We start from the raw sequence: 15,287 nt of genomic DNA, 5'->3' as shown, positions 1-15,287 counted from the left end.
CTAACGTCGTTTATGTGCCGTGCCCGGTTGTTATCAGGGCGCCATAAATGGCGCCCCTACGGGGTTTTATCCTGTCGTTTCCTATACCATTTTTTCAATCTCGGTTAGCGGGACGGCGTGGCTGAACAGATAGCCCTGCAGCTGGTTACAGCCGGCGTTGGCGAGGGCGTGCATCTGTCCTTCGGTTTCTACGCCTTCGGCGGTGACGGTCAGGCCCATGGCGTGCCCCAGCCGAACGACGGATTCAATAATCGCGGTTGAGTTATCTGCCACGCCGAGCGACTGGGTAAAAGAACGGTCGATTTTTATCTTATCGACCGGGAAACTGCTCAGATAGTTAAGGCTGGAGTAGCCGGTGCCAAAATCATCCAGCGCGATACGGAAGCCCGCTTCACGCAGCGCAATGATACAGCTGCGGGACGCATGCTCATCCTCAATCAGCACGCCTTCGGTGATCTCCAGCTCCAGGCGCCGCGGATCGGCGCCTTCGCTCGCAACAATCTCCAGCAGCCGGGAGACAAAGCCGCTGCTGCGAAACTGCACTGGTGAAACGTTCACCGCCACCACCACCTGCGGCAGCTTCAGCGACGTCTTACACGCTTCGCGCAGCACCCACTCGCCCAGCGGCAGGATCAGCCCGGTCTCTTCGGCGATAGCGATAAAGTCAGCCGGTGAGATATCGCCACGGGTCGGATGGTGCCAGCGCAGCAGCGCCTCAACGCCGACAACGCGCTCACCGTTAATCTCCATCAGCGGCTGATACCAGACGGCCAGCCCGGTAAAATTAACCAGCGCCTGACGCAGCTCTGCCGCCAGCTCCTGCCGGGTACGCAGCGACTCATCCATCGCTTTCTCAAACTGGCGAAACTGACCGCGCCCGTGATTTTTGGCGTCATACAGCGCGATATCCGCCTTACGCATCAGCTCCAGCCGGTCCACGCCATCTTTCGGTGCCAGCGCCAGGCCGATACTGACGCCAACCCACAGCTCATTGCCCAGCAGATGATAAGGAGCGCTGAGCGCGCTGATAATGCGCTGCGCCAGCGTATGCACCTGGCCGATAGTCTCCGTATCCGGCATCACGATAATAAACTCATCGCCGCCGATGCGTCCCACGGTATCGCTGGTGCGCACAATCTCGCTCAGGCGCCGCGCCACTTCGCGGATCAGTTCATCGCCGGCGTGATGGCCCCAGGTGTCATTGATATTTTTAAACCGATCAAGATCGAGCAGCAGCAGCGCCACGCGGCGATCGTGCCGCAGCGCCGCGGCCAGCGCCTGGGTCAGGCGATCTTCCACCAGCGCGCGGTTGGGCAGGCCGGTCAGCACGTCATGAAACGCAAGGTGCTGCGCCTGCGCCTCGCTGGCACCCAGCCGGACCAGCGACTGCGACAGGCTGAGCGAGGAGGTCCAGATGCGCCGTACCATAAACAGGCAGAGCAGGGTGATAATCAGCACCGACAGCAGCGTTGAGGGCACGATCGTGCGCAGCATCTGCGCGCCGGGCTTATCGGGCTGCCAGCTCAGATAGCCTACCCGCTGGCCGCTCTGCGATGAGAGGGGCCAGAAAGCCATCTCCTTATCAGTGGGCGGCGCGTTGCTAAAGTGCAGCTGCGCCAGCTGGCTGCGATCGGAAAGGTGACGCAGATAGCCGTCGTCAAGAAACGCGACGCTCACCAGGCTAAACCGGTTTGTCGTGTCAGGCGCGCTAATTTCACCCACGGCCAGTGCAGCAGCGCGACCGGCGATGCGCACAAAATCGGCCCGATCTTCTGCGCCCGCCGCGCTGGCTACCAGCGGCGTGGCGAGCAGATCGCGCAGCCACGGACCGACTGCCTGTGGGCTGACCGGCTCACCGTTGCGCCAGGCGGCAACCGGCTGCTGCCTGCTGTCCAGCAGCAGAATCAGCTGATGGGCAAACATCTCATAAAGCCAGCTGCCGACGTTCTGATCCAGCCACGCCCGGTCGGCGTCACGCAGCGTCAGGTGGCTGGCGAGCGGCGACCAGCGCGTCAGGCTGCGCAGCTGGCGCAAATGCTCGCTGAGGCTCTGGTCGAATGAGGCGGCAATCATCCGCTGCTGCTGCTCACGCGCTTCACTGTTGGTCACGGATGTCCCCCAGTAAAGTCCGCTACCGGCCCCGGCAAACGACAGCACCAGAATTGCGATCAGCGGCGCGACCACCTGACGCAAAAAACTGTGCCGGAATTGACGGGATGTTTTGATTGAATTCATTATTTTTTCTTCATATAAACAGGCGGCCGTATTGAATAAGTTAGCAGAAAGACGGGTTTGTGCCTGGCGGAGAGCGGCACGGCGCGAGATGCACTTATTAATCATCCTGATGCGTTAGCTGCTCATTGGCCGCGGCTGATTCATCGCGCCGTCACGTCATCATCACCGCACTGTCATCTGCTGCGCGCATCCTGAGCGTTCATTAAAACGGGCGGGGCAGCCGGACACGGCGCTGAAAGCGCCCGGCTATTTATTGTTTATTCCGGTATCCGGAGAGGACCCATGACTTTACTGGCCAGTTTTCATTATTCCGTCGCGGATGCTCAGCAGGCGTCCCGTCGCGTACACAAAGCGATGAGCGAGCCAGGCGTTATCGTGTCGCTGCCGCTGATGCCAGGCCAGCGCGAACTCTCCTCTGCTGCCAGCGCGCTGCTGCTGACGCGGGAAGAGGGGGCAGATACGCTGTGGCTCGATCCGCAGATTGACAGTGCGGCGCTGCGCAGCACGCTGCATTTTTGTACCGGCATGCCGCTTGTCTCCGCCTGCAACGCCTCGCTGGCCCTGAGTCACGCCCGTGCGAATCCCGATCCCGCTACTTTGATGGCCCGGCAGGCCGCCGCCGGGCATAACCGCACGCTGATTATTGAGCTGCCAGGTCTGAACGGCGGCCTGACGCTGCGTCTCAGCGGCGACGGGCTGCGTGAAACGCGCGCGGTTGCACCGCAGCTGCCGCCGGCGGTGCTCGCTTATCTGCGTGAGCATCCGCATCCCGGCCGGCAGCGGTCAGATCTCATTTTTACCTGCGGTGAAACGCTCATGGCGCTGCCGCATACTGTCCGGGTGGCGGTGTGCTGAGCGCAGGCTATCAGCGGGAAAGCGGTGTGGCAGCAGCCTGCCGCGCGCGGTTAAGCCGTGCGCTGCGCTGCCAGGCCCGCTCCAGCGCCTGAACCAGCTGCGCCTGCTGCCACGGCTTTGCCAGCCGTTCACACAGCGGTAACGTCACCTGCGACCGGCGCAGATCCTGCCCGCTGACCAGCAGCGTGGCGAGCTGCGGCCACTGCTGCTGCGCCTGGCGTATCACATCGGCGCCGTTGAGCGCACCGGGCAGCATCAGATCGCTGATCAGCAGATCGATATCGGGTGTCTGCTGCAGCAGCGCCAGCGCGCTGGCACCGTCGGCGCACTCCAGCGTCAGATAGCCAAGCTGATGCAGATGGTCACACAGCGTCTGCCGTACGGCGGGTTCATCATCCAGCACCAGCACCAGCCGATCGCGGCTCGCACCGGGCTGCGCGGGTGGAGGAGCCGCCACCGGCTGTACCGCCTCCGCCGCGCGCGGCAGCAGCAGGCGTACCGTGGTACCCTGGCCCGGTGCGGTCTCCAGCGCAATTTCACCGCCCGACTGCCGCACAAAGCCATACACCATCGATAGCCCCAGACCGCTGCCGCTGCCGGTGGGCTTGGTGGTGAAGAAGGGTTCAAACACCTGCTGACGCACCTCCGCTGACATGCCGCAGCCGCGATCGATCACCTCCACCACGACCCACTCGCGTTTACCCGCCGCGGACGCTTTGCGCTGGTTCCAGACGCGCAGCACTATCTCACCGGGCTGCTGCTGCAGCGCGTCGCGCGCGTTAACCACCAGGTTCATCAGCGCATTTTCAAGCTGACCGGCATCGATCCATGCCGGCCAGCCCGGGCGTGCTGCTTCTGTTACCAGCTGCTGACCGGGCAGCAGGGCGTGCTGCAGCAGCGAATGCAGATCCTCTACCAGATCCACGACCGCGACCGCCCGTGGATAGAGCGCCTGTTTACGGGAAAACGCGAGCAGTCGCTGGGTGAGCTGCGCGGCGCGGTCCGCCGCCTGGCGGGCACGTTCGATACGGGTTGCCAGCGTGCCAGCCGGCAGCTGATCGGCGGTGAGCGCCAGGCTGCCGATGATCACCGCCAGCAGATTATTAAAATCGTGCGCCAGTCCGCCGGTCAGCTGGCCCACCGCTTTCATTTTCTGGCTGTGCAGCAGCGCCTCCTCCAGCGCTTTTCGCGAGGTGCGCTCCAGCACGGTGTTGACCATGCCGCGACGCGGCACCGGACTGAAGCGCAGCTCCAGCGTCCGCCCGTCCGGCAGCCGCACTTCCTGCGCATCCTGCAGGCTGAGCAGCTGCAGATCCAGCCGTGCCAGCAGCTGCTGATAGTGCAGGCCACGCTGCAGCTCATGCGGCGCAATACCGAGCAGCTGCGCATACTGCGCGTTCCAGACCACCAGCTGACCGCTGTTATCAAACAGCGCAAAGCCGTCGCGCATGGCGAGAAAGGTTGACTCCAGCTGGGTGCTTTTCTCTTTCAGCAGTGAAGAGGTGTGCGCCAGTGAGGCGGTGTTGCGGGCAAAAACGTTAAACGCCCGCGCCAGATCGCCCAGTTCGTCGCGCCGCGTCTGGCCGGGTACGCTGACGCCTTTCTCCCCCTGCGCCAGCTGCGTCATCGCGCGGGCGATAGCGGTAAGGCCGGAGCCGAGATTGCGGTAGATGTAGTAGCCGGCGTAACCGGTGATCAGCAGCGCCAGCAGCATAAACAGCGCGATAAAACCGATGACCGAGTTGAGTTCACGGTGGGTGCTGGCGCTGCGCGCATCGCTCTGCTGCGCCACCTGCTGTACATAGCGGGTGATATCCTCATTGAGCATCGCCACCAGCGCCTTGATACGGTAGGTCGCGTAGGCGATGCCGGTATCGCTCTCCTCAAGCCCGGCGGCGACCGGCTCCAGCGCACGGAGGGCATGGACAAAGCGCGCCCGCTGCAGCGCCAGCACGCCTTCCAGCGGCAGGGCTGACCAGACCGGAAGAATGGATGAGAGCTGCTGCACCGCAGCCTGCGGCGCGGCAGAGCGGATCGCTACCGCCAGCAGGCTCTCGCTCTGCTGGCGCAGCGGCAGAAAAGCGGCGTCGCTCGCAAGCGCTGAGATCCGGTTCAGCAGCAGCTGCGCCTGCCACAGCCCGCTTAGCATGGTGTTGCGCTGCAGGTGGCGCTGATGCCCCCGCTGCAGCAGCAGCGTGATGCTCTGCTCCAGCATCTGGCTGCGCTCACGAATACGGCTGAGCAGGGCGGGCTGCTGCCTGGCCACGGGGGCCGCCGCCAGCTGCGTCAGCGCCTGCTGCAGCGCCTGCTGCGTCTGCTGCAGGCGGGCCGACTCACTCTGATACTCCAGCGCACCCACCACCTGCGACAGGCGTACCGCCGCCGTTGCCACGTTGGCCGTATCACGCGCCAGCGCCAGGCTGCCATTCATATCGGCCAGCGTCTGCGCCTGCGCCTGTTCCTGAATCGTGCCGGCGTGGCGGAATCCGGTAATCGCCACCAGGCTGACCGCCAGCGTCACGCCGACCACCAGCAGATTAAACAGCAGCAGGCGACCACGGGCACCGGCATACCACGGCAAAGTCTGACTCATGCGCCACCCCTCGCAATGCGGAACGTCAGCCGAGTATAAAAGTGGCGCGCAGAGGCAATATGACAAATATGAACGGGCGCTGACATTTTCCATTTATGTTGCGCGGCGACACTGCTCAGCACTATCCGGCAGCAGGAGCGCGGCAATGACAGCACCGATACTGGAGATGCGCGGTATTACCCGGCGCTTCGGCAGCTTTTACGCCCTGAAGGGCGTGGATCTCACTATCTGGCCGGGCGAAGTACACGCGCTGATGGGCGAAAACGGGGCCGGTAAGAGCACCCTGATGAAAATCCTGGCCGGTGCCTACAGCGCCAGCAGCGGGGAGATCCTGATTGAGGGCAAGCCGTACGCCATCCGCGGCCCTAAAGAGGCGCTGGCGGCGGGCATTACGCTGATCTATCAGGAGATCAATCTGGCACCCAACCTCACGGTGGCAGAGAACATTTTTCTCGGCAGCGAGATTGCGCGCGGCGGGCTGGTGAAACGCCGGCAGATGGCGGAAGAGGCGCAGCAGGTGATTGCGCGGCTTGGCGCGCGCTTCAGCGCCACCGATCTGGTCGGCCGTCTGAGCATCGCCGAACAGCAGCAGGTGGAGATCGCCCGCGCGCTGCACCGCAACAGCCGCATTCTGGTGATGGATGAACCTACCGCCGCGCTCTCCAGCCGGGAAACAGAGCAGCTGTTTGCGCTGATCAAGCGGCTGCGCAGCGAAGGCATGGCGATTATCTACATCAGTCACCGCATGGCTGAAGTGTATGAGCTGTCAGATCGCGTCAGCGTGCTGCGCGATGGTGAGTATGTCGGCAGCCTGACGCGTGAGCAGCTCAACGCCAGCGAACTGGTACGCATGATGGTCGGGCGTCCGCTCAGCGATCTGTTTAACAAAGCGCGCGACATTCCGTTTGGTGCTATCCGCCTGGCGGTCAATCACCTGACTGACCGCAACAAGGTCCACCCCAGCAGCCTGGCGGTACGCGCGGGCGAAATTGTCGGCCTCGCCGGCCTGGTGGGCGCCGGACGCAGCGAGCTGGCGCAGCTGATATTTGGCGTGCAGCAGCCCGCCGGCGGCGAAATCTGGATTGACGGAGAAAAAGTGCACATCCGCTCCCCGCGCGAGGCGATCGCGCGCGGCATCGGCTTTCTCACTGAAAACCGCAAAGAGCAGGGGCTGTTTCTGGAACTGGCCGCCCGGGAAAACATTGTGATGGCGACGCTGGAGCGCGACGCCAGCTACGGCCTGCTGAACCGGCGTAAGGGGCAGAAGATCGCCACTGACGCTATCGCCTCGCTCAATATTCGCGTGCCGCATGCGCAGGTTCGCGCGGGCGGGCTATCGGGCGGCAACCAGCAGAAGCTGCTGATCTCCCGCTGGGTATCTATTGCGCCGCGCATTCTGATTCTGGACGAACCGACGCGCGGTGTGGACGTCGGTGCGAAGAGTGAAATTTACCGCATGATGAATCAGCTGGCGCAGCAGGGCGTGGCGATTCTGATGATCTCCAGCGAACTGCCGGAGGTGGTGGGCATGAGCGATCGCGTCTACGTCATGCGTGAAGGCACCATTGCCGGCGAGCTGAGCGGTGACGCCATCAGCCAGGAAAATATCATGACACTGGCCACCGGCGCTCAGCCGGTTACAGCCTGAGGAGAAAGGAATGACCAGCGAAACCGCACGCGTAACCAGCCCGACGCTGAAACGGGCGTTAATGAGCGATCTGCTGCAGACGATCGGGATCCTGCCGATTCTGATCCTGATTGTGGCGGTGTTTGGCTTTATCGCACCTAACTTCTTCACCGAGGCGAACCTGCTGAACATTACCCGGCAGGCCTCTATCAATATCGTGCTGGCGGCGGGGATGACGTTTGTCATTCTGACCGGCGGTATCGATCTGTCTGTGGGCTCCATGCTCGGCACCACGGCAGTGGTCGCGATGGTGGTGTCGCTCGATCCCGCCTTTGCCGGCCTGACGATCCCTGCTGCACTGGGTGCCGGGCTGATCATGGGACTGTTCAACGGCATCCTGGTCGCCTGGGCCGGGCTGCCGCCGTTTATCGTCACGCTTGGCACCTATACCGCCCTGCGCGGGGCCGCCTATCTGCTGGCTGACGGTACAACGGTCATTAACTCCAGCATCAATTTTGAGTGGATAGGCAACGGCTATCTCGGGCCGGTGCCGTGGCTGATCATCATCGCCTTTGCGGTTATCGCGCTCTGCTGGTTCATTCTGCGCCGTACCACTTTAGGCATCCATATCTATGCGGTGGGCGGCAATATGCAGGCGGCCCGTCTGACCGGGATCAAAGTCGGCGCGGTGCTGATTTTTGTCTACGCCATGAGCGGCCTGCTCTCCGGGCTGGGAGGGCTGATGAGCGCCTCACGACTCTACAGCGCCAACGGCAACCTTGGCGTGGGCTATGAGCTGGATGCGATTGCTGCGGTGATCCTCGGCGGCACCAGCTTTGTCGGCGGTATCGGCACCATCACCGGCACGCTGATTGGCGCACTGATTATCGCCACGCTCAACAACGGCATGACGCTGATGGGCGTCTCCTACTTCTGGCAGCTGGTGATCAAAGGCGGCGTGATCATCGTCGCCGTGTTAATCGATAAATACCGTACCCGTCATCACGTCAGCTGAAGGCCGGCAGAACATTTCCAGGTGGCGATCCCGCGGACCGCTGACAATAAAAAAAGCAGGAGAACATCAACTATGCGTTTTAATCCGATTGTAACCGGACTGCTGGCCGCCACGCTGCTGAGCGCGCCGCTGGTACAGGCAAAAGAGCTGAAATCGATAGGGGTGACCGTAGGCGATCTGGCCAACCCGTTCTTTGTACAGATCACCAAAGGTGCCGAGCTGAAAGCCCGCGAGCTGGCAGGTGACAAGGTCAACGTGACGCTGGTCTCCAGCGGCTACGATCTCGGTCAGCAGGTGGGACAGATCGATAACTTTATCGCCGCCAAAGTCGATATGATCATTCTCAACGCCGCCGACTCCAAAGGCATTGCGCCAGCGGTGAAGCGGGCGCGCGACGCCGGCATCGTCGTGGTGGCGGTGGACGTGGCCGCAGATGGCGCTAACGCCACCATTACCTCGGATAACACCCAGGCAGGCGCGATGGCGTGTAAATATATCTCTGACCGGCTGAAGGCGAAGGGCAACGTGGTGATCATCAACGGACCGCCGGTTTCGGCGGTGCAGAACCGTGTCGAAGGCTGCATGAGCGAGCTGAAGACGCACCCCGATATTAAGCTGCTCTCTTACAACCAGAACGCTAAAGGCAGCCGCGAAGGCGGGCTGGAGGTGATGACCGGTCTGCTCTCCGCTAATCCGAAAATCGACGCCGTGTTTGCTATCAACGATCCGACCGCAATCGGCGCTGACCTGGCGGCCAAACAGGCGCAGCGCAGCGAATTCTTTATTGTAGGGGTCGATGGTTCACCGGACGGGGAAGAGGCGCTGAAGCGTAAAGGCTCGCTGTTTGTGGCGACCCCGGCGCAGGACCCGCAGGTGATGGCGGAGAAAGCGGTGGAAATTAGTTACAACATACTGCAAGGCAAGTCTGCTCCCGACAAACCGGTGCTGATCCCGGTGACGATGATCGATCGCGACAACGTGAGCAGTTACAAAGGCTGGACAGTGAAATAACGCGGCAGATTTTCCGGTCGTCATCCCTTTCCTGCCTGCAGGAGAGGGCTGCGGCGGCAGGTATGTTGCCTGGCCGCCGCAGCCTCCATTACCCCTCACGTGACGGGAGCACTTCATGGCACTGATATCTCTGGCGCAGGGGCTGGCCCATGCGCAGCAGCACGGCTACGCGCTGGGCGCATTTAACGTCCTCGATACCCACTTTCTGCGCGCGCTGTTTCAGGCAGCGGAGCAGCAGCGTTCACCCTTTATCATCAACCTCGCAGAGGTGCACTTTAAGTATGTCAGCCTCGATCACCTGGTCGCGGCGATTCGCTGCGAGGCGGCGCGGCACGCGATTCCGGTGGTGCTCAATCTCGATCACGGTCTGCATTTCGAGGCGGTGGTGCAGGCGGTGCGCCTGGGCTTTACCTCGGTGATGTTTGACGGCTCCGGGCTGAGCTATGACGAGAATGTGCGTCAGACGCAGGAGGTCGTAAAACTCTGTCATGCGGTGGGCGTCTCGGTCGAAGCGGAGCTGGGCGCGGTGGGAGGCGACGAGGGCGGGGCGCTGACCGGTGAAGCGGACAGCGCAAAATTTACCGATCCGGCGCTGGCGGCTGACTTTGTGCAGAGTACCGGCATCGACTGCCTGGCGGTGGCGATCGGTAACGCACACGGTAAATATAAAGGCGAACCGCGCCTCGACTTTGACCGGCTGGCGGCGATCCGCAGCGCGGCAGGTATTCCGCTGGTGCTGCACGGCGGATCGGGCATTAGCGACGCCGATTTCCGCCGCGCCATTACGCTCGGCATTCATAAAATCAACTTCTACACCGGCATGTCCCAGGCGGCGCTGGACGCAATAGAAACGCAGATGGATCAGCGCGACGCCCGCTATGACAGCTTTGCTGAGCTGCTTATGGCGGTGGAGCGCAATATCAGCCGCGTGGTCGCGCAGCAGATGCAGATTTTCGGCAGCAGCGGACGCGCCTGAGATGACGGCACGCAGCGGCATTCTGGCCGCCGGTACTCTGCTGGTCGATCATGTCCAGCGCATTACGCACTGGCCGGATCAGGGCTGGCTGACCGAAATCGTGGCGCGCGAGCGCTGCAGCGGCGGCGCGGTGCCGAATGTGCTCCTGACGCTGGCGCGCATGCAGTCAGGTTTACCGCTGGCGGCTGCCGGTATCACGGGCGAGGATGCGGACGGTGACTATCTGCTGCAGCGACTGCGCGAGGAGGGGGTGGATTGCCGCGGCGTAACGCGCACCCGCGCGGCGGCCACTGCCATGACGCAGGTAATGACCGCGCCGGATGGTCAGCGCACCTTTTTTCACGCGCGCGGCGCCAGCGCGCTGCTTGATGTGGCGCATTTCCGCGACCTTACTACTCCGCACCGCATTTTTCACCTCGGCTATCTGCTGCTGCTCGACCAGCTTGACCGGCCCGACGCGCAGTTCGGCACGCGCAGCGCGCGGCTGCTGGCGCAGATGCAGCAGCGCGGCTATCTGACCTCGCTCGATCTGGTCTCGCGCGCCGGCGATCACCGCAGCCTGGTGCTGCCGGCGCTGCGCTGGCTCGACTATTTAATCATTAATGAGCTGGAGGCGGCGGCGCTGACCGGTATCCCGCTGCGGCACGGCGCCGGGCTGGCATCGCCGGAGACGTTTGCTGCCGCGGGCGCGTGGCTGCTGCAGCAGGGGGTGCGTCAGCGCGTGGTGATCCACGCGCCGGAAGGGGCGTGGGGGACAGAAAGGGGCGGTGAGGCGTGCTGGCAGCCGGCGTGGCGGCTGAATGCCAGCGACATTGTCGGCAGCGTGGGAGCGGGTGACGCTTTCTGCGCCGGCGTGCTGTACGCCAGCCACGAGGGCTTTACGCTGTCAGCCACGCTGCAGCTGGCGCACACCTGCGCCTGCTTTAACCTGCGCGCGGCGAACGCGCTGGATGGGATCCGGCCGCTGCCGGAGATGCAGCGCTGGATGGATCAGGCGATCTGCGATACGCGCGCTGCCGGACGCACCACGTCAGCTGAAAATACATAGCCGAGGCCGCGAATGGTGCGGATAAGGTTTGGCTGATGCGGGTTAGCTTCGATTTTGCGCCGCAGCCGCATGATCAGCACGTCGATAGTACGGTCAAAGACATCCAGCGTTTCGCTGTGCGTCAGCTCCAGCAGCTGGTCGCGGGTTAACACTTTGCGGGCGTGTGCGACCAGCGCGCGCAGCAGCGTATATTCCCCCTGCGTCAGCGGCACGCTTTCACGCTGCGGATTCAGCAGCTGGCAGCGCACCTCATCCAGCTGCCAGCCGTTGAACTGCCAGCCCGCAGGGATAACAGCGTCTGGTTCATCCTGCCTGCCGCTGCGGCGCAGTGCGGCGCGCGCCCGCGCCACGACCACGCGCGGATTAAAGGGTTTAGCGATATAGTCATCGGCACCCATTTCCAGGCCCACCACCATCTCCGCTTCCGATCCCATTCCGGTCAGCATGATCACCAGCACATCCGGCCGCTCACGCTGGATCTGCTGCAGAACCAGCAGCCCGTTCGTATCCGGCAGCATCATATCGAGCATCACCAGCGAAATATCCGGATGCTGCGTCAGCAGCGCCTGAACATCGCGCCCGAGGTGGCAGCGATACACGGCGGAAACGTGCTCACTTAAGACATCGTGCAGCAGTTCGCAGATGGCACGATCATCGTCAACGATCAGTATCGCGGGCTTCATGGCGCGGCCTCGTTATCATGCAGAGAGTAAAGGCACTATAACCTGCTGTTTTTAGCCTGCTGAATCGTGCAGCAGAAACGTGAGCGATATCGCCATGCAGAACGCGAAAGCGTGCGGCACCGCAAAATTATCGCGCTTTATAGGGCAGCAAGGAAAACGATTGCGCAGCAGCGGGGCAATGCACCATAATCGCGCCTCTTTCTGGTTCAGACTTTTCTTAACCGGATGCGCAACGGAAAACGTAAACGATTGCGCAGGAGATGGCACAGCAATTGCTATCAGGACAGGGGAAAGCGGAGGGGACACCTCACGTCCGGCAGGCTCGCTTTCAGCAACAACGATCAGCTGTTAACCACTTTGGCCAGTGAGAACGCGCAGCCGCTGCGTCTCCGCTCATGAGAGAAAATGATGTTAGAGAAACTGTTTAAGCTTAAAGCGCACAACACCACCGTGCGCACGGAGATCGTGGCGGGGATCACCACTTTCCTCGCCATGGCCTATATCCTGTTTGTTAACCCCTCTATTCTGGGCGCGACCGGCATGGATAAAGGGGCGGTGTTTGTGGCGACCTGCCTGGCGGCGGCGATCGGCTCAATTCTGATGGGACTGATTGCTAACTATCCGATTGCGCTGGCACCCGGCATGGGGCTGAACGCGTTCTTTACCTACACCGTGGTGCTGCATATGGGCTACACCTGGCAGATTGCGCTGGGCGCGGTGTTTCTGTCGGCGGTGATCTTCTTTGCGCTCTCGATTTTTAAAATCCGCGAGTGGATTATTGCCAGCATCCCCCTGCCGCTGCGCGCCGGCATCGCCGCCGGTATCGGCCTGTTCCTGGCGCTGATTGCGCTGGAAGGGGCCGGCATTGTGGTGGATAACCCGGCGACGCTGGTCGGGCTGGGCGATCTGACCAAACCAGGGCCGCTGCTGGCGCTGCTCGGCTTTTTTATCATCGTGGTACTGGAAGCGCGCCGCGTGACCGGCGCGGTGCTGATTGGCATACTGGTGGTGACCTTTATCTCTATGGGCATCGGCCTGACGCCGTTTGGCGGCGTCTTCTCCGCGCCGCCTTCAATCGCGCCTACCTTTATGCAGCTCGATATTGCCGGCGCCTTTAATGTGGGGCTGGTAAGCGTAATTTTTGCCTTTCTGTTTGTTGATGTGTTTGATAATACCGGCACCCTGCTGGGCGTAACTAAGCGCGCAGGTCTGGCGGATGAGCAGGGCAACGTGCCAAAAATGGGACGTGCACTGATTGCTGACAGCGCGGCTGCGCTGTTTGGCTCACTGCTCGGTACCTCAACCACCACCAGCTATGTGGAATCTGCGGCTGGCGTCAGCGCCGGCGGACGCACCGGCCTGACGGCCATTGTGGTGGCCGCGCTGTTTCTGCTGAGCCTGTTCTTCTCGCCGCTGGCGGGTAGCGTACCGGTCTGGGCCACCGCCCCGGCGCTGCTGTTCGTCGCCGTGCTGATGGCATCGGGCCTGGCGGAAATCGACTGGAAAGATGTGACGACGGCGGCACCGGTAACGGTAACGGCGCTGACCATGCCGCTGACCTACTCAATTGCGAACGGCATCGCCTTTGGTTTCATTACCTGGACCGTTGTTAAGCTGCTGAGCGGCCGCGCCCGTGAAGTGAATAGCGCACTGGTGATCCTCTCGCTGCTGTTTGTCATCAAGCTGGGCTGGCTCAGCGCCTGATGAAAAAAGGGAAGCCCGGACGGGCTTCCCTGCTGATAATGGCTGGCCGGTGCGTTAGCGGAACGGCGGCTCATTAAAGGTGCGCAGCTTGCGGGAGTGCAGCTTATCGCCCTCGGCGCGCAGCAGCTCTACCGCACAGATGCCAATCTGCAGATGCTCAGAGATGGCCCCTTCATAAAAGCGATTCGCCTGACCCGGCAGCTTGATCTCACCGTGCAGCGGTTTATCTGATACGCACAGCAGCGTGCCGTAAGGCACGCGGAAACGGTAGCCCTGCGCCGCGATGGTCGCGCTTTCCATATCCACCGCCACGGCGCGGCTCAGGTTAAAACGCAGCGCGGAAGCGGCGTAGCGCAGCTCCCAGTTACGATCGTCCGTGGTCACCACCGTACCGGTACGCAACCGCTGTTTAACCTCTTCACCCGGCATACCGCTCACTGACTTGGTTGCGTCATAGAGCGCACGCTGCACTTCGGCGATGCTGGGTACCGGAATATCCGGCGGCAGCACGCTGTCGAGCACATGGTCATCACGCAGGTAGGCGTGCGCCAGCACATAGTCGCCAATGTTCTGACTTTCGCGCAGGCCACCGCAGTGGCCAATCATCAGCCAGGCGTGCGGACGCGTCACCGCCAGGTGATCGCAGATCGTTTTGGCATTGGAGGGGCCTACACCAATATTAACCAGCGTAATTCCGCGCCGGTTAGGCGAGGTAAGATGCCAGGCGGGCATCTGATGCTTTTTCCATGCCAGATCGGACATCATCGCCGCGGGATCGGCCGTTTCCGCCGTGATCACCACATCACCGGCGCAGGCGAGGCTGTCATACGGCGTGGCGGGATCCTGCACCTGTTCTATCGCCCAGCGCACAAACTCATCGACGTACCGGGTGTAGTTGGTAAACAGCACGAAAGGCTGGAAGTGTTCCACTGCCGTGCCGGTGTAGTGCCGCAGGCGCGCCAGCGAGAAGTCGGTACGCAGTGCGTCAAAATGGGAGAGCGGAAAGCGGGCATCGGCGTTGAACAGGCCATCTGCGGTCTCATCGCCAATCTGCGACAGCTCGGTGGTCGGGAAATGGCGGGCAATACTGGCGCTCATCGAGCGATCCAGCGACAGATCCGAACCGTCAATCACGTAAGGGTAGGGGATCTCCTGCTGCGACGGCCCCACTTCAATCAGCACGTCATACTCTTTTTCAATCATCTGCAGCTGCTCGCTGAGATAGTGGCGCAGCAGCGCAGGGCGGGTAATCGTCGTGCTGTAGCGGCCGGTATGGGTAAAGCGGCCCCAGGCACGGGTGCGGTTCTGCTGCGGACCCTCTCCCTGCCAGGTCAGGCGCAGCTCCGGATAGACAAACAGCCCCTGCTGCCGCTGCTCTGCGTCGGGCAGCGTACCCTGTTCAGTGAAGTCGCGGATAGCGTTGCGCAGCGCCTCAACCGCCGCATCGTAGCAGCGCTCCAGTTCATCCAGTGCCTGATGGGCAGTCAATCCGTTCCGTTGTGTTTGCATAGATTCTCCTTCAGGAAAATGGATCAGGTTG

At 62.1% G+C, this 15,287-nt stretch carries 11 protein-coding genes; 7 read left to right on the top strand and 4 right to left on the bottom strand.

The genetic code is table 11. The annotated features are described in order from the left end of the window. Positions 1–81: 81 nt before the first annotated feature. Complete coding sequence (locus B4056_RS16610) at positions 82–2,238, bottom strand: putative bifunctional diguanylate cyclase/phosphodiesterase (RefSeq protein WP_094112297.1); 2,157 nt, start codon at positions 2,236–2,238, stop codon at positions 82–84. Positions 2,239–2,517: 279 nt separating this feature from the next. On the opposite strand from B4056_RS16610, the gene B4056_RS16605 reads away from it, so the two are divergent. Next, positions 2,518–3,090 (top strand): phosphonate C-P lyase system protein PhnH, encoded by a 573-nt coding sequence (locus tag B4056_RS16605; RefSeq protein ID WP_104085160.1) that lies wholly within the window; start codon positions 2,518–2,520, stop codon positions 3,088–3,090. 10 nt (positions 3,091–3,100) lie between these two features. Here B4056_RS16605 and B4056_RS16600 read toward each other — a convergent pair whose 3' ends face one another. Then, entirely contained in the window at positions 3,101–5,683 is a 2,583-nt protein-coding gene (locus tag B4056_RS16600; protein ID WP_145338967.1) for an ATP-binding protein, read from the bottom strand. Between the two features lie 145 nt (positions 5,684–5,828). Between B4056_RS16600 and B4056_RS16595 the strand changes: the two genes are divergently transcribed. The 5 genes from B4056_RS16595 (at position 5,829) to B4056_RS16575 (ending at position 11,360) form a co-directional block, all read left to right on the top strand. Next, the gene (locus tag B4056_RS16595; RefSeq protein WP_039385247.1) at positions 5,829–7,331 is read left to right on the top strand and encodes a sugar ABC transporter ATP-binding protein; all 1,503 of its coding nucleotides are present in this window, start codon (positions 5,829–5,831) and stop codon (positions 7,329–7,331) included. Positions 7,332–7,341: 10 nt separating this feature from the next. After that, the gene (locus tag B4056_RS16590) at positions 7,342–8,325 is read left to right on the top strand and encodes an ABC transporter permease subunit (protein WP_108569559.1); all 984 of its coding nucleotides are present in this window, start codon (positions 7,342–7,344) and stop codon (positions 8,323–8,325) included. A gap of 72 nt (positions 8,326–8,397) precedes the next feature. Next, on the top strand, positions 8,398–9,336 hold the full coding sequence (locus B4056_RS16585) for an ABC transporter substrate-binding protein (RefSeq protein WP_288655381.1): 939 nt from the start codon (positions 8,398–8,400) through the stop codon (positions 9,334–9,336). Positions 9,337–9,451: 115 nt separating this feature from the next. Further along, positions 9,452–10,312, top strand: coding sequence for a ketose 1,6-bisphosphate aldolase (locus tag B4056_RS16580; RefSeq protein WP_094112314.1), 861 nt, complete (start codon positions 9,452–9,454; stop codon positions 10,310–10,312). A gap of 1 nt (position 10,313) precedes the next feature. Beyond that, positions 10,314–11,360 (top strand): carbohydrate kinase family protein, encoded by a 1,047-nt coding sequence (locus B4056_RS16575; protein ID WP_071667971.1) that lies wholly within the window; start codon positions 10,314–10,316, stop codon positions 11,358–11,360. Here B4056_RS16575 and B4056_RS16570 read toward each other — a convergent pair. Next, a complete protein-coding gene (locus B4056_RS16570; RefSeq protein ID WP_039385241.1) occupies positions 11,303–12,043 on the bottom strand; it encodes a winged helix-turn-helix domain-containing protein in 741 nt (246 codons plus the stop codon). The genes B4056_RS16575 and B4056_RS16570 overlap by 58 nt on opposite strands. A 405-nt stretch (positions 12,044–12,448) precedes the next feature. Here B4056_RS16570 and B4056_RS16565 point away from each other — a divergent pair, with 405 nt between their 5' ends. After that, positions 12,449–13,747, top strand: coding sequence for an NCS2 family permease (locus B4056_RS16565; protein ID WP_217647492.1), 1,299 nt, complete (start codon positions 12,449–12,451; stop codon positions 13,745–13,747). Positions 13,748–13,801: 54 nt separating this feature from the next. Here the strand turns inward: B4056_RS16565 and B4056_RS16560 are convergent, their stop codons facing one another. Next, complete coding sequence (locus tag B4056_RS16560; RefSeq protein WP_065648978.1) at positions 13,802–15,256, bottom strand: AMP nucleosidase; 1,455 nt, start codon at positions 15,254–15,256, stop codon at positions 13,802–13,804. Positions 15,257–15,287: the final 31 nt, after the last annotated feature.

This window comes from Pantoea sp. UBA7232, assembly GCF_002473195.1.
In the GTDB taxonomy this organism is placed as follows: Bacteria; Pseudomonadota; Gammaproteobacteria; order Enterobacterales; family Enterobacteriaceae; genus Pantoea; species Pantoea eucrina.
The sequence above is the reverse complement of the archived record's forward strand: the minus strand, read 5'-3'. Positions and strand labels throughout refer to the sequence as shown.

Coding starts and splice junctions, on each gene's coding strand:
- B4056_RS16605 (WP_104085160.1), top strand. CDS start 2,518: ATGACTTTACTGGCCAGTTTTCATTATTCCGTCGCGGATGCTCAGCAG.
- B4056_RS16600 (WP_145338967.1), bottom strand. CDS start 5,683: ATGAGTCAGACTTTGCCGTGGTATGCCGGTGCCCGTGGTCGCCTGCTG.
- B4056_RS16595 (WP_039385247.1), top strand. CDS start 5,829: ATGACAGCACCGATACTGGAGATGCGCGGTATTACCCGGCGCTTCGGC.
- B4056_RS16590 (WP_108569559.1), top strand. CDS start 7,342: ATGACCAGCGAAACCGCACGCGTAACCAGCCCGACGCTGAAACGGGCG.
- B4056_RS16585 (WP_288655381.1), top strand. CDS start 8,398: ATGCGTTTTAATCCGATTGTAACCGGACTGCTGGCCGCCACGCTGCTG.
- B4056_RS16580 (WP_094112314.1), top strand. CDS start 9,452: ATGGCACTGATATCTCTGGCGCAGGGGCTGGCCCATGCGCAGCAGCAC.
- B4056_RS16575 (WP_071667971.1), top strand. CDS start 10,314: ATGACGGCACGCAGCGGCATTCTGGCCGCCGGTACTCTGCTGGTCGAT.
- B4056_RS16570 (WP_039385241.1), bottom strand. CDS start 12,043: ATGAAGCCCGCGATACTGATCGTTGACGATGATCGTGCCATCTGCGAA.
- B4056_RS16565 (WP_217647492.1), top strand. CDS start 12,449: ATGATGTTAGAGAAACTGTTTAAGCTTAAAGCGCACAACACCACCGTG.
- B4056_RS16560 (WP_065648978.1), bottom strand. CDS start 15,256: ATGCAAACACAACGGAACGGATTGACTGCCCATCAGGCACTGGATGAA.